The following is an 18,197-nucleotide window of genomic DNA, read 5'->3' as shown; positions in this document are numbered from 1 at the left end:
CTTTCGCCAGAAAGCGCAATAAGACAGGTTCTGCGTTTAGTTGCCGCGCGCTATAATTTGCGCTTGATTTACAACATCTTCTGGTTAACGTTCTGCCAGAAAAATCACTAATTCTTTCGTTGCTCCAGACGGCGTAAGGCGCGTTCACGACGGCTTTCCTCACGGCTTCTGTCCAGGAGAATCTCTTCGATAAACGCCAGGTGACGATGCGACGCTTCACGCGCATCGATCGGGTTACCGGCGATGATCGCTTCAAAAATACGGGTACGATGACTGCTCACCAGCGGAAGCATCTCCCGGCGCGCATACAGCAATTCAAAGTTCTGACGAACGTTTTGCGCCAGCATCGGCTCCATACACCTTAGCAGATGGAGCAACACCACATTGTGCGCCGCTTCGGTGACAGCGATTTGATACTGGAGAACCGCGTCGGATTCGGCATCCAGATCGCCGGACTGTTGAGCAAGCTCGATGGCATGATGGAGTTCACGAATGCGGGTTTTGTCTTCATCCGTGCTACGCAATGCCGCGTAATAAGCGGCAATGCCTTCCAGCGCATGGCGCGTCTCAAGCAGGTCAAATTGGGATTCAGGATGATCGGAGAGCAGTTCTACCAGTGGGTCGCTAAAGCTCTGCCACAGACTGCTCTGCACAAAAGTTCCGCCGCCCTGGCGACGAAGCAGCAAACCCTTCGCTTCGAGACGTTGGATCGCCTCGCGTAAAGAGGGGCGGGAGACGTCGAACTGTTTAGCCAGTTCACGTTCCGGTGGGAGTTTTTCGCCGGGGCGCAAAGTCCCCTCAAGAATTAAAAACTCCAGCTGCTGCTCAATCACATCGGATAGTTTTGGTTGGCGGATTTTGCTGTAGGCCATGATTTCCTGTCTTAAGCCATTTGCCCGGAGTCAATTGGTCTTACCAATTTCACGTTCGTGACGCTAAAGTAACAAAGTATTCACCTTCTGTCCATACAGGTTTTGATTGAAATCAGTAAACCACGCACATTTTAACAAGATTACAGAAATAACGTTTCAAAGATGTAACTATGCACAAATGTTAAATTTACTCCCCCGGGAGTAGATTTAACGTAATTGAAACGAGGAAAAATTTTATCTGAACCGATTCAACCGCTTATTTAATGACTTTATATTCACAAATAATGAATAAATATTTATCAGCTAAAATTTGAGGTGGGAGAGGTGGTATTTACAAATGGTTTCTTTTTATTCAACTCGTCATCGTCCCTTCATAAAGCAGGTGCATTAACGCCCGCATACCATTATTCTTTAGCCGACGAAAGACTTTCGGTAACAATTAAGATTTCATCAGCGTAAACATATTAATACAACAAATGGAATTGCAAACTTACACACGCGTCACTGCGTAGTTCAAAAATAACCACACACGAGGTTTCATGATGGAAGGTCAACAGCATGGCGAGCAGCTAAAGCGCGGTCTTAAAAACCGCCATATCCAGCTAATCGCCCTGGGGGGCGCAATCGGTACCGGGCTGTTTCTGGGCAGCGCATCCGTTATCCAGTCAGCAGGGCCAGGGATTATTCTGGGTTATGCCATCGCGGGCTTTATCGCTTTTCTGATCATGCGTCAGTTAGGTGAAATGGTGGTTGAAGAGCCGGTTGCCGGTTCGTTCAGCCACTTCGCCTATAAATACTGGGGCGGATTTGCAGGCTTCGCTTCCGGCTGGAACTATTGGGTGCTGTATGTGCTGGTTGCGATGGCGGAACTGACGGCGGTCGGGAAATACATTCAGTTCTGGTGGCCTGAAATCCCCACCTGGGTCTCCGCTGCGGCCTTCTTTGTGCTCATCAACGCCATCAACCTGACCAACGTGAAAGTGTTTGGTGAGATGGAGTTCTGGTTTGCCATCATTAAAGTTATCGCAGTGGTGGCGATGATCCTCTTCGGCGGCTGGCTGCTGTTTAGCGGCAACGGCGGCCCGCAGGCGACCGTGCGTAACCTGTGGGAACAGGGCGGCTTTCTGCCGCATGGCTTCACCGGGCTGGTCATGATGATGGCGATTATCATGTTCTCCTTCGGCGGACTGGAGCTGGTCGGGATCACGGCGGCGGAAGCGGACAACCCGGAGCAAAGCATTCCGAAAGCGACGAACCAGGTTATCTACCGTATTTTGATTTTCTATATTGGTTCGCTGGCGGTGCTGCTTTCTCTGCTGCCGTGGACGCGCGTAACAGCGGATACCAGCCCGTTCGTTCTGATCTTCCACGAACTGGGCGATACCCTCGTAGCCAACGCGCTGAATATCGTGGTACTGACTGCGGCGCTGTCCGTCTATAACAGCTGCGTATACTGCAACAGCCGTATGCTGTTCGGCCTGGCTCAGCAGGGCAACGCGCCGAAAGTGTTTTTAAGCGTGGATAAACGCGGCGTACCGGTGAACACCATTCTGGTTTCCGCACTGGTTACCGCGCTCTGCGTGCTGATTAACTATATGGCGCCGGACTCGGCATTCGGCTTGCTGATGGCGCTGGTGGTCTCTGCTCTGGTGATCAACTGGGCAATGATCAGCCTCGCGCACATAAAGTTCCGTCGCGCCAAACAGCAGCAGGGAGTGAAAACTCGCTTCCCGGCGCTGTTCTACCCGCTGGGTAACTGGGTCTGCCTGCTGTTTATGGCGGCGGTGCTGGTCATTATGCTGATGACGCCAGGCATGGCCATCTCGGTCTACCTGATTCCGGTGTGGATTGTCATTCTGGGCGTAGGCTATCTGTGTAAACAGAAAACCGCAAAAACCGTTAAAGCGCATTAATCCCCACGGCCCTCACTTGCAAGAGTGAGGGTTGCAACCTGCCTCACATTTTCCTCTGTATAGCCATTTTATCCATATCAGCGGCGTTATCCTGCAACGCAATTACTTCGCTTGCGCAGAATAATTCTCTACATCATCTGATGGGAGACGTTTCAATGGAAAAGGGTAAGCTGTCGATAAAAGAAAAAATCGGCTATGGCATGGGTGACGCCGGATGCAACATCATCTTTGGCGCCATAATGCTGTTTGTTAACTATTTTTATACAGATATTTTTGGGCTGGCTCCCGCTCTGGTCGGCGTATTACTCCTCTCCGTTCGCGTGATTGATGCCGTTACCGACCCGATTATGGGCGCAATCGCCGATCGTACCCAAAGCAAATACGGGCGATTTCGTCCCTGGCTGCTGTGGATTGCCTTCCCTTATGCGCTGTTCAGCATCCTGATGTTCACCACCCCGGAATGGACATATAACAGCAAGGTTATCTATGCGTTTGTCACTTATTTTCTGCTGTCGATTACCTACACCGCCATCAATATTCCCTACTGCTCATTAGGCGGCGTCATCACCAACGATCCGCAAGAGCGCGTGGCCTGTCAGTCATACCGTTTTGTGCTGGTCGGGATTGCCACTCTGCTGTTGTCATTAACGCTGCTGCCGATGGTGGAGTGGTTTGGCGGCGACAATAAAGCCAAAGGCTACCAGATGGCGATGACCGTACTGGCGATTATCGGCATGTGCATGTTCCTGTTCTGCTTCGCCACCGTTCGTGAACGCATTCGTCCTGCCGTTCCTACCCATGATGACATGAAGAACGATTTCAAAGACGTATGGAAAAACGATCAATGGGTGCGCATCCTGCTGCTGACGTTGTGTAACGTCTGTCCGGGTTTTATCCGCATGGCGGCAACCATGTATTACGTGACCTGGGTAATGGGGCAAAGCACTCACTTCGCCACCCTTTTCATTAGCCTTGGCGTGGTGGGAATGATGATCGGCAGTATGCTGGCGAAAGTGCTGACCGACCGCTGGTGCAAACTGAAGGTCTTCTTCTGGACCAATATCGCGCTGGCGCTGTTCTCCTGCGCTTTTTACTTCTTCGATCCAAAAGCCACTACGCTTATCGTGGTGCTTTACTTCCTGCTTAACATCCTGCATCAGATCCCTTCCCCGCTGCACTGGTCGCTGATGGCAGACGTCGATGACTACGGCGAATGGAAAACCGGCAAGCGCATCACCGGCATCAGCTTTTCCGGCAACCTGTTCTTCCTGAAACTGGGTCTGGCGATTGCCGGAGCAATGGTCGGTTTCCTGTTATCCTGGTATGGCTACGACGCTGGCGCCAAAGCGCAGAGCGACACGGCAATCGGCGGTATTGTTCTGCTCTTCACGGTGATCCCCGGCGTCGGCTATCTGATCACCGCCGGCGTGGTTCGCCTGCTGAAAGTGGATCGCGAACTGATGAAACAGATTCAGAAGGACCTGGAAAAACGCCGCGCCAGCTACCGCGAGCTCAACGATGACCCGCAATTTAACGTCGCTGAAACAGTAAGGAAAGCCTGATGCAAAACTGGCCCAACCCGTTTATTGAACAACGCGCCGATCCGTTTATTCTTCGCGACGGCAACCATTATTACTTTATCGCCTCGGTGCCGGAGTATGACCGGCTGGAGATCCGTCGGGCAAACTCGCTGGAAAACTTACGCACCGCCTCCCCTGTCGTTGTCTGGCGTAAACCTGAAAGCGGCACGATGTGCGAGCTTATCTGGGCGCCAGAGATTCACCGCATCGACGGCAAGTGGTACATCTATTTCGCCGCCGCGCATACCCAGGCGCTCGACAAACTGGGAATGTTCCAGCACCGCATGTTTGTCCTGGAGTGTACAGATGCCGACCCACTCAGCGGCGTCTGGGAAGAAAAAGGTCAGATCAAAACACCATTTGATACCTTCGCGCTGGATGCCACGACTTTTAGCCATCAGGGAAAACAGTGGTATTTGTGGGCGCAGAAAGCGCCGGATATCGCCGGAAACTCCAATATCTATCTTGCCGGGCTGGAAAATCCGTGGACGATCAAAGGCGCGCCGGTGATGCTCAGCAAGCCGGAATATGACTGGGAGTGTCGGGGTTTTCGCGTCAATGAAGGGCCTGCGGTTATAACGCACGACGATAAGCTGTTTATCAGCTATTCCGCCAGCGCCACCGACGAAAACTACTGTATGGGTCTGCTGTGGATTGATATACATGCCGATCCGCAAAATCCGGCAAACTGGCACAAATCACCGCGTCCGGTCTTTACCACCAGCAATGAAAACCGCCAGTATGGGCCAGGGCACAACAGCTTTACCCAAACGCCGGAAGGCGATGATGTACTGGTCTACCATGCGCGAAATTATACGGAGATTGAAGGCGATCCGCTGTACGATCCGAACCGTCATACCCGCCTGAAGCTGATTCGCTGGGACGAAAACGGAATGCCAGATTTTGGCATCCCGCCTGCGGATACCGTCTGAGCACGTTGCCCGGCGGCGCTGCGCTTACCGGGCCTATAAACCTATAAATGAGTGATGCCGTAGGCCGGATAAGCGCAGCGCCATCCGGCAAAACGACATTACACCAGCGCTCCGTAAATGGTCAGAAATGCGATCGCCACCACCACCGCCAGAGACGTTTTCTTCGCCATTGAGACAGCGGCTTTCGGCGTTTCGACCTTATCCGTGTGCGGCTCGCGGGCCAGCGAGAACTGTGCCAGACGCGTCAACACCTGGTACTGAGACGTGCGCAGATCCGCCAGCGAAACAAACCAGGCGGGCAGCGCCTTCTCGCCATGCCCCAGCAGCGCATAAACCACGCCAGCCAGACGCACCGGAATCCAGTCCAGAACATGAAGAATCGCGTCAATGCCAGACTGCAAACGTTGATGCGGCGTTTGATAACGCGCCAGCCAGGACTGCCAGGCGCGCAGAAACGCATAGCCGACCAGCGTCACCGGCCCCCACGGGCCGCCGACAATAAACCAGAACAGCGGCGCCAGATAGAAGCGGAAATTTATCCAGAGCAGCGCATTTTGCAGCTCGCGCAAAAACTCCCGTTCGTTGCAGTCTGGCGGCACGCCGTGGATCAGCGTCAGTTCGTTAGCCATCGCTTCACGCGCATGGGCATCATTACGGGAAGCCGCGTTCAGGTACGCGTGATAATGCAGACGAACTTTCCCTGCGCCAATACACAACACACCAATCAGTATCCAGACCACCAGCGTGGGAGCGTTAAACAGTAAACCTTCCAGCGCACGCAGCAGCAGGAACGTCACCGCCATCGCAACAATCGTCATCCCCAGCGTACGCACCATCGAAAAATGCGTCGTCCGGCGGAACAGCACCTCCAGTCGGTGGTCGAGGTGCCAGTGCTCACCCAGCTTGAACAGGCGCTCAACAATCAGCACCAGTAATGTCGTAAACAGCGTCATGTCATCTCCTTGTGTGACGAGGCGGTGACCAGCGCGCGAAACTTCGCCCAGTCGAAAGACGGACCGGGATCGGTTTTACGCTCAGGCGCAATATTGCAGTGTCCGGTCATGTTGTCGGCTATCGCCGGGTAAAGCGCAATCAGCGTGCGCGTCACGGCGGCCAGTTGCTGATACTGCGCATCGGTATAAGCCAGCGTGTCCGTTCCCTCCAGCTCGATACCAATGGAAAAATCATTACAGCGCTCACGCCCCTGATAGTTCGACACGCCCGCATGCCAGGCACGTTTATCGAAAGGGACATACTGCACAATTTCGCCATCACGGCGAATCAGACAATGTGCCGAAACGCGCAAATGGGCAATCTCGGCAAAAAAAGGATGGGCAGCGGAATCGAGTGTTCCGGTGAATAGCGCATCAATCCACGGACCGCCAAACTCGCCCGGCGGCAGGCTGATATTGTGCACCACCAGCAAAGAAGGGGTTTCGTCATCCGGGCGGCAGTCAAAATGAGGAGAGGGGACGCGTCGCGCCTCCGCCAGCCAACCCTTGTCTAACAGCATACAGAACCTCCTTTTATATGGTGCAGTTATCCGGTTCAGAGTAGCATGTTTCTACCTTATGATTCGTTACCAATTTGGAGTTTTATCATGCCGCCTCGCCGCTACAACCCTGACTACCGACGTGACGCGCTGTTGGAACGCATAAATCTGGATATCCCCACCGCTGTCGCCCAGGCACTGCGTGAAGATTTAGGCGGAGAAGTTGACGCAAATAACGATATTACCGCGCAGCTTTTACCGGAGAACACCCGTTCTCACGCCACGGTGATTACCCGTGAAGATGGCGTATTCTGCGGAAAACGTTGGGTAGAAGAGGTCTTTATTCAACTGGCCGGCGATGATGTCAGCATCACCTGGCGCGTACAGGACGGCGACAGCATTAAAGCCAACCAGCCGCTGTTTGAACTGGACGGCCCGTCTCGCATCCTGCTGACCGGCGAGCGCACCGCGTTGAACTTTGTTCAGACGCTTTCCGGCGTCGCAAGCGAAGTCCGTAAATACGTTGATTTGCTGGCGGGGACAAAAACGCAACTGCTGGACACCCGCAAAACCCTGCCGGGTCTGCGAACCGCATTAAAATACGCCGTATTGTGCGGCGGCGGCGCGAATCACCGCCTGGGGCTTTCCGACGCCTTTCTGATTAAAGAGAACCACATCATCGCTTCCGGCTCAGTGCGCCAGGCGGTCGAGAAAGCCTTCTGGTTGCATCCTGATGTGCCGGTTGAAGTTGAAGTTGAGAATCTGGATGAGCTGGACGACGCGCTGAAAGCGGGCGCAGACATCATCATGCTGGATAACTTCGAAACGGATCAGATGCGTGAAGCGGTGAAACGCACCAACGGACAGGCGCGGCTGGAAGTTTCCGGCAATGTCACTGATGAAACCCTGCGCGAATTTGCCGAAACCGGTGTGGATTTTATCTCCGTTGGCGCGCTGACCAAACATGTGAGAGCGCTCGATCTCTCCATGCGTTTTCGCTAACGCCGGATTGTCATGCCCGATGGCACTTCGCTTATCGGGCCTACAAACGATGCAAATCCCTGCCGATAATGCCCGATGGCGCTTTGCTTATCGAGCCTACAAATGATGCAACGCCCTGCCGATAATGCCCGATAGCGCTTCGCTTATCGGGCCTACAAACGATGCAACACCCTGCCGATAATGCCCGGTGGCGCTCCGCTTATCGGGCCTACAAATGATGCAAATCCCGGCTGATAATGCCCGGTGGCGCTCCGCTTATCGGGCCTACAAACGATGTAAATCCGTAGGCCGGATAAGGCGTTTACGCCGCCATCCGGCACATTTTTTCGGGCGGCCTCGCAAACCTGCTGCCTTGCTATGCAACCCGCTAACAATCTTCTGAATCCCCTTTCCCGTTTCGATTTTTGCCGCTCGCGGATCATATCCTGCGTTTGCCAAAGTAGCGCCTGTTAACTCAAGGAGCAGACAATGGACAAACAACGCGGATTTACGCTTATCGAACTGATGGTGGTGATCGGCATTATCGCCATCCTGAGCGCCATCGGCATTCCGGCCTACCAGAACTACCTGCGCAAAGCCGCACTGACGGATATGTTGCAGACATTCGTTCCTTACCGCACCGCCGTCGAACTCTGCGCGCTGGAACACGGCGGCATTGCAACCTGCGACGCCAGCAGCAACGGCATCCCCTCTCCGACCACCACCCGCTACGTCTCTGGCATGAGCATAGAAAAAGGCGTGGTAATGCTCACCGGGCAGGAGAGCCTCAACGGTCTGAGCATCACCATGACGCCCAACTGGGATAACGCCAACGGCATCACCGGCTGGACGCGCAGTTGCAACATCCAGAGCGACAGCGCGCTGCAACAGGCTTGTGAAGATGTTTTCCGCTTTGACGCCAGCTAAGGAGAAAGCAATGAACATCACGCAACTTACGGCGCTGTGCCTGCGTCATCAGGGAATATTGCTCGATGCCGATAACGAGGTGGTTCACGTCGCGGTCGTAGATTCACCGTCCCATGAACTACTGGACGCCCTGCACTTTGCCACAACAAAGCGGATCGACATTGTCTGCTGGACTCGTCAGCAGATGGAAGGCCATATGCATAAGCCCCGGAAAATGCTCCCGGCCGTCATCGCCGACGATAGCCGCACGGCGGCGGAACTTTTGCAGCAGACGCTGGAATCCGCGCTGGCAAAACGCGCTTCCGACATCCACATTGAACCTGCGGAAAACCACTACCGAATCAGGCTGCGCGTGGATGGCGTACTTCATGCCTTGCCCGGCGTGTCATCCGTCACCGGCGCGACACTGACGGCAAGGTTAAAGGTACTGGGCAATCTGGATATTGCCGAACATCGACTCCCGCAAGACGGGCAATTTACCGTGACGCTTGCGGGCAATGCGGTTTCATTTCGTGTCGCGGTCATCCCCTGCCGGGACGGTGAGAAAGTGGTACTGCGGTTACTTCACCAGGTCGAGCAGGCGCTTGATCTCAACGCGTTAGGCATGCCTGATACGCAACTCGCCCTGTTCATGCAGGCGCTACGGCAACCGCAGGGACTGGTTCTGGTGACTGGCCCTACCGGCAGTGGAAAAACCGTAACGCTCTACAGCGCGCTACAGGCGCGCAACACCCAGGATGTGAATCTCTGTAGCGTAGAGGACCCGGTCGAAATCCCTGTCGAGGGCCTTAATCAGACACAAATTCATCCGCGCGCCGGACTTACCTTTCAGAGCGTATTACGCGCGCTGCTGCGTCAGGACCCCGACATTATAATGGTGGGCGAAATCCGTGATGGCGAAACGGCAGAAATTGCGATTAAAGCCGCGCAAACCGGCCACCTGGTGCTGTCTACGCTGCATACTAACTCCACCAGTGAAACGCTGATACGTTTACAGCAGATGGGCGTCGCGCGTTGGATGATCTCATCCGCCCTGACGCTGGTCGTCGCCCAGCGACTGGTCAGAAAATTATGTCCGTACTGCCGTCATATTGCCGCAGAGTCTGTCTCGCTTCCCGCCGCGCTATGGCCTACCACGCTTCCCCGCTGGCAAGCGCCCGGTTGCGAACGTTGCTACCACGGATTTTATGGGCGTACCGCGCTCTTCGAGGTTTTGCCTGTTACGCCCGCATTGCGACAGTTGCTTATCAACAATGCAACCGTTGAGGCGCTGGAGTCCTGCGCCCGACAGGAAGGGATGAGTACGCTTTTTGAGAACGGCTGTCATGCGGTTGAACAAGGATTGACGACCTTTGAAGAACTCCTGCGCGTTCTGGGGCTACCCCATGTCAGCTAAACAGCTTTGGCGCTGGCAAGGGATTAATGCCACGGGCCATTCGGAAGAGGGGGCATTATGGGCTGACGATCGTGCCGCACTACTCGTTGCTCTGGAACATCAGCACATCATGCCGATACGCGCAAAACGTTTGAGCGTTAAAGCGGCACACTGGCGCGCAGAGCAAAGCGCGGAGATCGTCCACCAACTGGCGACGCTTCTCAAAGCGGGGCTTACGCTTTCCGAAGGACTGACATTGCTTGCCGGGCAGCATCCCAGTCGACAATGGCAGGCGCTGCTGCAAACGCTGGCCCATAACCTGGAGCAAGGCGCCCCGCTTTCTTCCGCGCTGGCGCAATGGCCGCAGGTCTTTCCTCCACTCTATCAGGCGATGATCCGTACCGGGGAACTTACCGGAAAACTCGATGAATGCTGCTTTGAGCTGGCGCGTCAGCAAAATGCCCAAAAACAGCTTGCTGACAAAGTCAAAAAAGCGCTGCGTTATCCCATCATAATTCTGACGATGGCCGTGATGGTTGTTTTCGCCATGCTGCACTTTGTCCTGCCAGAGTTTGCCGCTATCTACCGGACATTCAATACGCCGTTACCGGCACTGACGCAGGGCATCATCACACTGGCGCAGTGGAGTGCCCAATGGGGCTGGCTGATGGCGCTGCTCGGTATCGCAACGGGGGTAATCTACGGTTTAATAATAAAAAAACCGTACTGGCAGATTCAACGCCAGCGTCTTCTGCTGCGCTGTCCCGTTATTGCACGCCTGGTCAGAGGCCAAAAACTTACGCAGATTTTCACCATCCTGGCATTAACGCAACGCGCCGGAATTCCCTTTTCACAAGGGCTGGAAAGTGTCGCAGAAACCCTGAATTGCCCTTACTGGTCTCAGCGTTTAGCTCAGGTTCATCGCGATATTCATGCCGGAAAACCGGTCTGGCAGGCGCTTAAAAATGCCGGTGAGTTCAGCCCATTGTGCATACAGTTGGTCATGACCGGTGAAACTTCCGGCGCGCTGGATGCAATGTTGCATAACCTTGCCCGACACCACGGCGAGAATACGCTATCACTGGCGGATAACCTGGCGGCGCTACTGGAACCCGCCTTGCTTGTTATCACAGGGGTCATTATTGGTACGTTGGTCGTGGCAATGTATTTGCCCGTTTTCCATTTGGGGGATGCGATGAGCGGTATGGGATAATGCTGGCGCATTGTGCTGCGCCAGCGCAAGGGATTACAGGCTATTGAAAACGCGGTTTTCTTGTTCCTGTACCCGAATAAACGTCGTGCGTTTCGTCAGCTCTTTCAGACGGGAGGCGCCGACGTAAGTACAGGCTGAACGCAGGCCACCGAGGATATCACGCGCGGTGTATTCCACCGGGCCACGCAGCGGCAGCTTAACGGTTTTCCCTTCTGCTGCACGATATTGCGCAACGCCGCCAACGTGACGGGTCATAGCAGATTCAGAACTCATGCCATAGAACAGCATAAATTTCTCGCCATTCTCTTCAACAATTTTACCGCCGCTTTCTTCATGGCCTGCCAGCATACCGCCCAGCATCACGAAATCCGCGCCGCCGCCGAACGCTTTTGCGACATCGCCAGGCATGGTGCAACCGCCATCGCTGACAATCATACCGCCCAGACCATGCGCGGCATCGGCGCATTCAATCACCGCAGAAAGCTGCGGATAGCCCACGCCAGTTTTCACACGCGTGGTACATACGGAGCCAGGACCAATCCCGACTTTTACAATATCCGCGCCGGAGAGAACCAACTCTTCACACATTTCACCGGTCACCACGTTACCGGCACAAATGGTTTTTGTCGGCCATGCTTCACGCGCCTTTGAAACAAACTGCACGAAGTGTTCGGAGTAACCATTTGCCACATCAATACAAACAAAGTTCAGTGCCGGGCTCTGCGCCAGAATCTGTTTGGTTTTTTCGAAATCAGCATCGGAGGTGCCTGTTGAAACCATCACATGCCTGAGAACATCCTCAGAGGCGGTACTGGTGAAGGCGTTCCAGTCCTCAACGGAATAGTGCTTATGTACGGCAGTCAGAATGTCGAACGATGCCAGAGCGCTTGCCATCTCGAAAGTCCCGACGGTGTCCATATTGGCCGCGATAATCGGCACGCCGGACCAGGTCTGACCTGAATGTTTAAAGGTGAATTGACGTTCCAGTTCAACATCAGAACGACTTTTGAGGGTAGAGCGTTTAGGGCGGATAAGAACGTCTTTGAAACCTAATTTCAGATCTTCTTCGATACGCATGTGCGGATTCCTGGGGTTAATGGCAAAAAAGCGAAACTCACAACTCCAGTGACGTTATCATACGCACTAATCAGGCTTGCGCAAGACTGCGAAATTCTCTTTTTTTACGCTACAATCCCATAAATTTACCTGGCGAATAGTAGATAATGCCTACAGTAATATCGCCTTCGCGCGCTCAACTTTTAACCATTTGATTATCAAACCTAAATCCCAGGATCTGGACTTATGAGGTATACAGTAGCCTTAACCGGCGGCATTGGCAGTGGTAAAAGCACCGTTGCGAATGCATTCGCTGACCTCGGAATAAACGTTATCGACGCCGATATTATTGCGCGTCAGGTGGTTGAACCCGGTCAACCCGCCCTTATGGCGATCGCTGAACATTTTGGTTCTGCACTTATCGCGCCAGACGGTTCGCTACAACGCCGGATGTTGCGCGAACGTATCTTTGCCAGTCCTGAAGAGAAATCCTGGCTGAATGCCCTGCTCCATCCGTTAATTCAGCAGGAAACCCGGCGTCAGTTTCAGCAGGCAACGTCCCCTTACGTGCTATGGGTTGTGCCCCTGCTCGTCGAAAATGCGCTGTATAAACAAGCCAATCGCGTTCTGGTGGTCGACGTGACGCCCGAAACGCAGCTCTTGCGAACCATGCAGCGCGATGATGTGACGCGTGAACATGTTGAACAAATTCTGGCTGCCCAGGCAACGCGTGAAGCACGCCTTGCCGTGGCAGATGATGTTATTGATAATAATGGCGCACCGGACGCTATCGCGTCGGATGTCGCCCGCCTGCACGCGCGCTATTTACAGCTTGCGTCGCAGTTTGTCTCACAGGAAAAACCGTAATGCACACCCAGGTCCTTTTTGAACACCCTCTCAATGAGAAGATGCGTACATGGCTGCGCATTGAGTTTCTGATTCAGCAACTCTCCGTCAATTTGCCCCTTGCAGATCATGCGGACGCCCTGCATTTTTTCCGTAACATCGGTGATTTGCTGGATGTGTTCGAACGTGGTGAAGTGCGGACCGAGTTGCTAAAAGAGCTTGAGCGTCAGCAGCGCAAACTTCAGGCCTGGGTTGAAGTGCCGGGGGTTGACCAGAGTCGAATTGAGGCTCTGCGCCAGCAATTGAAGACGGCGGGCAGCATTCTGATTTCTGCTCCGCGTATCGGACAGCAGCTACGTGAAGATCGCCTGATTGCTCTGGTTCGTCAGCGCCTGAGTATTCCGGGCGGTTGTTGTAGTTTTGATTTGCCGACCCTGCATATCTGGCTGCATTTGCCGCAGGAACAGCGTGATGCGCAAGTTGAAACCTGGATCGCCAGCCTGAATCCGCTCAATCAGGCATTAACGCTGATCCTGGATTTGATTCGTAATTCCTCGCCGTTCCGTAAGCAAACCAGCCTGAATGGTTTTTATCAGGACAATGGCGATGATGCCGACCTGCTGCGTTTGCAACTGGCGCTTGATTCACAGCTCTATCCGCAAATTTCCGGGCATAAGAGCCGCTTTGCGATTCGCTTTATGCCGCTGGATAGCGAAAATGGGCTGGTGCCTGAGCGCCTCGATTTCGAACTGGCATGTTGTTAAGGAGTAAAGATGTCAGAAACTATCACCGTTAGCTGCCCAACCTGCGGGAAAACCGTTGTCTGGGGCGAAGTGAGTCCGTTCCGTCCATTTTGTTCCAAACGCTGCCAGTTGATCGATCTCGGCGAGTGGGCCGCTGAAGAGAAGCGTATTCCAAGCTCTGGCGACTTGTCAGAAAGCGACGACTGGAGTGAAGAGCAGAAGTAATTCCACTAAAACGTAGGGCGGGCAAGCGTAGCGCCCCCGCCATAATTTGCCGGATGGCGGCGTTGCCTTATCCGGCCTACAAACACCATTAGCCAGCAATCAGCTTTTCAATTACTGGCGCATTCGCGGGCGGGAAATCTTTCGCATTCAGAGCATCTTGCGCAATCCACCGCCCCGGTTGCCCCTCTTTTCCCCACGGCTCCCCTTCCCAGTGATCAACTAACCAGAACCACAGTGTGATGTGCCTGTCCGGGAACTGATATTCCAGCTTTTCAAATAGCGTTGCTTCACGCGGGGTGATCCCCACTTCTTCCTGCAACTCCCGGATCAGCGCCTGCTCCGGCGTTTCGCCCGCTTCGATTTTCCCGCCGGGAAACTCCAGTTTATTGGCCATATGAGCATCGGCCGCACGTTGGGTAATAAAAATTTCGTGGTTCGGGTTGCGAATAATCCCGACAGCGATTTGCAGTTTTTTCATACGGTTACATCCATAAAAAAGGCGCAGTCACCTGCGCCTCATTGTCTTTATTCAGACCTTAGCTCAGACGGCCGTGGCACTGTTTGTATTTTTTACCGGAACCGCAAGGGCAAGGATCGTTACGACCCACTTTACGATCGCCCGTTTGCGCTGCCAGAGCAGCCGCCGCTGCGCTGTCGTCATCCTGATGACTAAGCTGCTGCATCTGCGCTAAACGTTCGGCTTCTTCGCGGCGCTGTTGTTCCATCGCCTCCACTTCTTCAGGCATACGAACCTGAACTTTGCTCAGCGTACTGACCACTTCATACTTCAGCGATTCCAGCATTGCTGCAAACATGGAGAAGGACTCGCGTTTGTATTCCTGCTTCGGATCTTTCTGCGCATAGCCACGCAGGTGGATACCCTGACGCAGGTAATCCATCGCCGCCAGGTGCTCTTTCCACAGCGAATCAAGAGTTTGCAGCATGACGCCTTTTTCGAAGTGACGCATCATCTCTGCGCCAACCACTTCTTCTTTACGCTGATACACTTCGATTGAGTGCGCCAGAATACGCTCACGCAGCGTCTCTTCGTGCAGCTCCGGCTCTTTATCCAGCCACTCGGCAATTGGCATATCCAGATCGAAGTCGTTTTTCAGACGTTCCTGCAAACCCGGAATATCCCACATCTCTTCCAGCGACTGCGGCGGAATGTACGCATCGATCGTCACTTTAAAGACGTCTTCACGAATGCTGTTGATGGTTTCGCTGACGTCGCTGACATCCAGCAGTTCGTTACGCTGGGTGTAAATGGCGCGACGCTGATCGTTCGCGACATCGTCGTATTCCAGCAGCTGCTTACGAATATCGAAGTTGCGGCTTTCAACTTTACGCTGTGCATTAGCAATCGCTTTAGTCACCCACGGGTGCTCAATGGCTTCACCTGGTTTCATACCCAGTTTACGCATCATGCCCGATACACGGTCAGAGGCAAAAATACGCATCAGCGCATCTTCCATTGACAGGTAGAAACGGGAAGAACCCGCATCGCCCTGACGACCGGAACGACCACGCAACTGGTTGTCGATACGGCGAGATTCGTGGCGCTCAGTACCGATGATGTGCAGACCGCCAGACGCCAGCACCGCCTCATGACGAACCTGCCAGTCCGCTTTGATCTGCGCGATCTGCTCTGGCGTTGGGTTTTCCAGCTCCGCCACTTCAGCCTGCCAGCTACCGCCCAGCACGATGTCCGTACCACGACCGGCCATGTTGGTGGCGATAGTGACCGCAGCCGGGTAGCCCGCCTGCGCGACAATCGCCGCTTCGTTGGCGTGGAATTTGGCGTTCAGAACGTTATGCTTGATGCCCGCTTTGGTCAGCTCATTAGAGACCACTTCAGACTTCTCGATCGAGATCGTACCCACCAGCACCGGCTGGCCGTTCGCGGTACGCTCTTTGATGTCTTCAATGATCGCCTGAATTTTTTCCGCTTCGGTCATGTAGACCAGATCCGGCATATCCTTACGGATCATCGGACGGTTGGTCGGAACCACAACGGTATCCAGCTTATAGATGGAGCTGAATTCGAACGCTTCGGTATCTGCGGTACCGGTCATACCGGCCAGTTTCTCATACAGACGGAAGTAGTTCTGGAAGGTGATGGATGCCAGCGTCTGGTTCTCGTTCTGGATTTCCACGCCTTCTTTCGCTTCCACAGCCTGGTGCAGACCGTCGGACCAGCGGCGACCCTGCATGGTACGACCGGTGTGTTCGTCAACGATGATCACTTCGCCATCTTTAACGATGTAATCCACGTCGCGGGTAAACAGCGCGTGCGCGCGCAGCGCGGCGGTTACGTGATGCATCAGCATGATGTTGCCCGGAGAGTACAGGGACTCGCCTTCATCCATAATGCCTTCTTTCACCAGCAGTTCTTCGATCAGCACCAGACCGCGTTCCGTCAGGTTGACCTGACGCGCTTTCTCATCAACGGAGAAGTGGCCTTCGCCCTGGAAGGTATCAGAGTCTTCTTTCTCCTGGCGAATCAGGTGCGGGATGATCTTGTTTACTTTCTTGTACATTTCCGAGCTGTCTTCAGCCGGGCCGGAAATGATCAGCGGCGTACGCGCTTCATCGATCAGGATGGAGTCGACCTCATCCACCAGCGCATAGTGCAGCTTACGCTGTACGCGCTCTTCCGGGCTGAACGCCATGTTATCGCGCAGGTAGTCAAAGCCGTATTCGTTGTTGGTGCCGTAAGTGATGTCGGCGGCGTAAGCTTCACGTTTTGCTGGGGCAGGCATGCCCGGCAGGTTAATACCGACGCTCATCCCGAGGAATTCAAACAGCGGGCGGTTGTTTTCAGCATCACGTTGCGCCAGATAGTCGTTCACTGTGACGACGTGTACGCCCTTACCGCTTAATGCGTTCAGGTAAGCAGGCAGCGTTGCGGTCAGGGTTTTACCTTCACCAGTACGCATTTCCGCGATACAGCGATCGTTCAGCACCATACCGCCCAGCAACTGGACGTCAAAGTGACGCATGCCGAATACGCGCTTACTCGCTTCACGAACCACGGCGAACGCTTCCGGGATCAGGCTTTCAACGCTTTCGCCTTTCTCCAGACGCGCGCGGAACTCTGCCGTTTTCCCTTTCAGTTCGTCATCGGAGAGTTTTTCCATCTCCGGTTCCATGGCATTGATGATGCCGACCGCTTTACGCATACGACGCAAGGTACGATCGTTACGACTACCGAATACTTTGGTTAACAATTTGATTAGCATAATAAAATCTCAAACGCCCCGCGATGCGGAGTCTCTATAATTAGTTGAAGGTTTTTTGTTTTTAGCTGAGGCGTTGAGGGCCAGCGCGGATTCCCTGCGCCTGACTTATCCAGGCGGGAACGCTAAATGAGGCCTGAGGCGTAAAGTGCGCACGGGCGACGCGACGTACAATCGTTGGCGGTGTGCCTTCCTGCGTCAGCATCGCGCTGAGCGTGTTCAGTAACGCAATATGGTGCGCCTGAAGTGGCGAAGACTCTTCAACAACCGGCAGCGTTTGCGGCGCCATGGCAAAAGAGAGATGGCGGATAACCGTGCGAATCGCATGCTGATGCCAGTAGTCGACGGTAAAATTCGGGCGGCGGTTACTCGCCTCCAGCAGCGCGAGCTGGCTGAAGTTAACCTTAACGGATTGATCGTGGTTACTGGCGGTCGCTTTCGCCGGCGTATTAGGCTCGGCTGCGTTACTGAGAGCGGGCAGACCAAAGCTAGCCGCGACCATCCCCAATAAGAGATGCGGCCAGAAGTACCGTCTACCTAACTGTCGCCAGCGCGTCAGTATTCCACTCACGTCATTGCCACCCTGATATGCCCGGCATGTGGGCTTACGAATTCAAAACGTTTTTTGCGCACAAATCTTACCATTAAAGCGTACGCTCTACAGCAGTAATGACATGGCGCTGAGGATAAAAATGCTTAAGAAAGCAGCGAACGCACTGTATCTCGGTTCAGCGACAGAGAAAAAGGCGAAGGCAAACGCCGGACGGAAGAGATAAAAAAACGACTGGCTTACCTGGCCGGAG

General features: G+C 54.0%; 17 protein-coding genes. 10 read left to right on the top strand and 7 right to left on the bottom strand.

Annotated features, from left to right (window positions below):
- Nucleotides 1-107: 107 nt before the first annotated feature.
- Nucleotides 108-872 carry a pyruvate dehydrogenase complex transcriptional repressor PdhR gene (gene pdhR / locus OGV82_RS22430; protein WP_012134049.1) on the bottom strand — a complete coding sequence of 255 codons (765 nt, stop codon included), beginning with the start codon at nucleotides 870-872 and terminating at the stop codon, nucleotides 108-110.
- 539 nt (nucleotides 873-1,411) lie between these two features.
- On the opposite strand from pdhR, the gene aroP reads away from it, so the two are divergent.
- The 3 genes from aroP (at nucleotide 1,412) to OGV82_RS22415 (ending at nucleotide 5,297) form a co-directional block, all read left to right on the top strand.
- Nucleotides 1,412-2,785, top strand: a complete 1,374-nt coding sequence (aroP, locus tag OGV82_RS22425; protein ID WP_012134051.1) for an aromatic amino acid transporter AroP — start codon at nucleotides 1,412-1,414, stop codon at nucleotides 2,783-2,785.
- Between the two features lie 155 nt (nucleotides 2,786-2,940).
- Entirely contained in the window at nucleotides 2,941-4,347 is a 1,407-nt protein-coding gene (locus OGV82_RS22420) for a glycoside-pentoside-hexuronide (GPH):cation symporter (RefSeq protein WP_101744240.1), read from the top strand.
- Entirely contained in the window at nucleotides 4,347-5,297 is a 951-nt protein-coding gene (locus OGV82_RS22415) for a glycoside hydrolase family 43 protein (protein ID WP_101744241.1), read from the top strand. The genes OGV82_RS22420 and OGV82_RS22415 overlap by 1 nt, the downstream gene beginning before the upstream one ends.
- Before the next feature lie 98 nt (nucleotides 5,298-5,395).
- Here the strand turns inward: OGV82_RS22415 and ampE are convergent, their stop codons facing one another.
- Both ampE and ampD read right to left on the bottom strand, forming a co-directional pair.
- A complete protein-coding gene (gene ampE / locus OGV82_RS22410) occupies nucleotides 5,396-6,250 on the bottom strand; it encodes a beta-lactamase regulator AmpE (protein ID WP_012134054.1) in 855 nt (284 codons plus the stop codon).
- The gene (gene ampD, locus OGV82_RS22405) at nucleotides 6,247-6,810 is read right to left on the bottom strand and encodes a 1,6-anhydro-N-acetylmuramyl-L-alanine amidase AmpD (protein WP_101744242.1); all 564 of its coding nucleotides are present in this window, start codon (nucleotides 6,808-6,810) and stop codon (nucleotides 6,247-6,249) included. Before ampD ends, ampE begins: the two co-directional genes overlap by 4 nt.
- A gap of 87 nt (nucleotides 6,811-6,897) precedes the next feature.
- On the opposite strand from ampD, the gene nadC reads away from it, so the two are divergent.
- The 4 genes from nadC to hofC all read left to right on the top strand — a co-directional run bounded on the left by nadC (nucleotide 6,898) and on the right by hofC (nucleotide 11,285).
- On the top strand, nucleotides 6,898-7,791 hold the full coding sequence (gene nadC / locus OGV82_RS22400; RefSeq protein ID WP_012134056.1) for a carboxylating nicotinate-nucleotide diphosphorylase: 894 nt from the start codon (nucleotides 6,898-6,900) through the stop codon (nucleotides 7,789-7,791).
- 468 nt (nucleotides 7,792-8,259) lie between these two features.
- Nucleotides 8,260-8,697 carry a prepilin peptidase-dependent pilin gene (ppdD, locus tag OGV82_RS22395; protein WP_047458901.1) on the top strand — a complete coding sequence of 146 codons (438 nt, stop codon included), beginning with the start codon at nucleotides 8,260-8,262 and terminating at the stop codon, nucleotides 8,695-8,697.
- 10 nt (nucleotides 8,698-8,707) lie between these two features.
- A complete protein-coding gene (gene gspE / locus OGV82_RS22390; RefSeq protein ID WP_101744243.1) occupies nucleotides 8,708-10,093 on the top strand; it encodes a type II secretion system protein GspE in 1,386 nt (461 codons plus the stop codon).
- On the top strand, nucleotides 10,083-11,285 hold the full coding sequence (gene hofC, locus OGV82_RS22385; protein ID WP_101744244.1) for a protein transport protein HofC: 1,203 nt from the start codon (nucleotides 10,083-10,085) through the stop codon (nucleotides 11,283-11,285). The genes gspE and hofC overlap by 11 nt, the downstream gene beginning before the upstream one ends.
- 33 nt (nucleotides 11,286-11,318) lie before the next feature.
- Here hofC and OGV82_RS22380 read toward each other — a convergent pair whose 3' ends face one another.
- Nucleotides 11,319-12,362: a GMP reductase gene (locus OGV82_RS22380; protein ID WP_012134060.1), complete on the bottom strand. Its 1,044-nt coding sequence runs from the start codon at nucleotides 12,360-12,362 to the stop codon at nucleotides 11,319-11,321.
- Nucleotides 12,363-12,587: 225 nt separating this feature from the next.
- Here OGV82_RS22380 and coaE point away from each other — a divergent pair, with 225 nt between their 5' ends.
- Genes coaE through yacG form a run of 3 tightly spaced genes read left to right on the top strand, consistent with a single transcriptional unit; the run spans nucleotide 12,588 to nucleotide 14,155 of the window.
- Nucleotides 12,588-13,208 (top strand): dephospho-CoA kinase, encoded by a 621-nt coding sequence (coaE, locus tag OGV82_RS22375; protein ID WP_058668570.1) that lies wholly within the window; start codon nucleotides 12,588-12,590, stop codon nucleotides 13,206-13,208.
- Nucleotides 13,208-13,951 carry a cell division protein ZapD gene (zapD, locus tag OGV82_RS22370; RefSeq protein WP_012134063.1) on the top strand — a complete coding sequence of 248 codons (744 nt, stop codon included), beginning with the start codon at nucleotides 13,208-13,210 and terminating at the stop codon, nucleotides 13,949-13,951. The genes coaE and zapD overlap by 1 nt, the downstream gene beginning before the upstream one ends.
- Before the next feature lie 9 nt (nucleotides 13,952-13,960).
- On the top strand, nucleotides 13,961-14,155 hold the full coding sequence (gene yacG / locus OGV82_RS22365; protein ID WP_047458910.1) for a DNA gyrase inhibitor YacG: 195 nt from the start codon (nucleotides 13,961-13,963) through the stop codon (nucleotides 14,153-14,155).
- Between the two features lie 88 nt (nucleotides 14,156-14,243).
- Here yacG and mutT read toward each other — a convergent pair whose 3' ends face one another.
- From mutT to secM, 3 genes are all read right to left on the bottom strand, one after another.
- Nucleotides 14,244-14,633 (bottom strand): 8-oxo-dGTP diphosphatase MutT, encoded by a 390-nt coding sequence (gene mutT, locus OGV82_RS22360; protein WP_101744245.1) that lies wholly within the window; start codon nucleotides 14,631-14,633, stop codon nucleotides 14,244-14,246.
- Between the two features lie 58 nt (nucleotides 14,634-14,691).
- A complete protein-coding gene (gene secA / locus OGV82_RS22355) occupies nucleotides 14,692-17,397 on the bottom strand; it encodes a preprotein translocase subunit SecA (RefSeq protein ID WP_047458916.1) in 2,706 nt (901 codons plus the stop codon).
- 61 nt (nucleotides 17,398-17,458) lie between these two features.
- Nucleotides 17,459-17,965 (bottom strand): secA translation cis-regulator SecM, encoded by a 507-nt coding sequence (gene secM / locus OGV82_RS22350; protein WP_024130709.1) that lies wholly within the window; start codon nucleotides 17,963-17,965, stop codon nucleotides 17,459-17,461.
- Nucleotides 17,966-18,197: the final 232 nt, after the last annotated feature.

It is taken from the genome of Citrobacter sp. CK191, assembly GCF_030333435.1.
Classification (GTDB): Bacteria; Pseudomonadota; Gammaproteobacteria; order Enterobacterales; family Enterobacteriaceae; genus Citrobacter_B; species Citrobacter_B koseri.
This window is presented reverse-complemented; position numbering and strand designations above follow the sequence as displayed.

Excerpts from the sequence above, each read along its gene's own strand:
- pdhR (WP_012134049.1), bottom strand. The coding sequence starts at position 872 with ATGGCCTACAGCAAAATCCGCCAACCAAAACTATCCGATGTGATTGAG.
- aroP (WP_012134051.1), top strand. The coding sequence starts at position 1,412 with ATGATGGAAGGTCAACAGCATGGCGAGCAGCTAAAGCGCGGTCTTAAA.
- OGV82_RS22420 (WP_101744240.1), top strand. The coding sequence starts at position 2,941 with ATGGAAAAGGGTAAGCTGTCGATAAAAGAAAAAATCGGCTATGGCATG.
- OGV82_RS22415 (WP_101744241.1), top strand. The coding sequence starts at position 4,347 with ATGCAAAACTGGCCCAACCCGTTTATTGAACAACGCGCCGATCCGTTT.
- ampE (WP_012134054.1), bottom strand. The coding sequence starts at position 6,250 with ATGACGCTGTTTACGACATTACTGGTGCTGATTGTTGAGCGCCTGTTC.
- ampD (WP_101744242.1), bottom strand. The coding sequence starts at position 6,810 with ATGCTGTTAGACAAGGGTTGGCTGGCGGAGGCGCGACGCGTCCCCTCT.
- nadC (WP_012134056.1), top strand. The coding sequence starts at position 6,898 with ATGCCGCCTCGCCGCTACAACCCTGACTACCGACGTGACGCGCTGTTG.
- ppdD (WP_047458901.1), top strand. The coding sequence starts at position 8,260 with ATGGACAAACAACGCGGATTTACGCTTATCGAACTGATGGTGGTGATC.
- gspE (WP_101744243.1), top strand. The coding sequence starts at position 8,708 with ATGAACATCACGCAACTTACGGCGCTGTGCCTGCGTCATCAGGGAATA.
- hofC (WP_101744244.1), top strand. The coding sequence starts at position 10,083 with ATGTCAGCTAAACAGCTTTGGCGCTGGCAAGGGATTAATGCCACGGGC.
- OGV82_RS22380 (WP_012134060.1), bottom strand. The coding sequence starts at position 12,362 with ATGCGTATCGAAGAAGATCTGAAATTAGGTTTCAAAGACGTTCTTATC.
- coaE (WP_058668570.1), top strand. The coding sequence starts at position 12,588 with ATGAGGTATACAGTAGCCTTAACCGGCGGCATTGGCAGTGGTAAAAGC.
- zapD (WP_012134063.1), top strand. The coding sequence starts at position 13,208 with ATGCACACCCAGGTCCTTTTTGAACACCCTCTCAATGAGAAGATGCGT.
- yacG (WP_047458910.1), top strand. The coding sequence starts at position 13,961 with ATGTCAGAAACTATCACCGTTAGCTGCCCAACCTGCGGGAAAACCGTT.
- mutT (WP_101744245.1), bottom strand. The coding sequence starts at position 14,633 with ATGAAAAAACTGCAAATCGCTGTCGGGATTATTCGCAACCCGAACCAC.
- secA (WP_047458916.1), bottom strand. The coding sequence starts at position 17,397 with ATGCTAATCAAATTGTTAACCAAAGTATTCGGTAGTCGTAACGATCGT.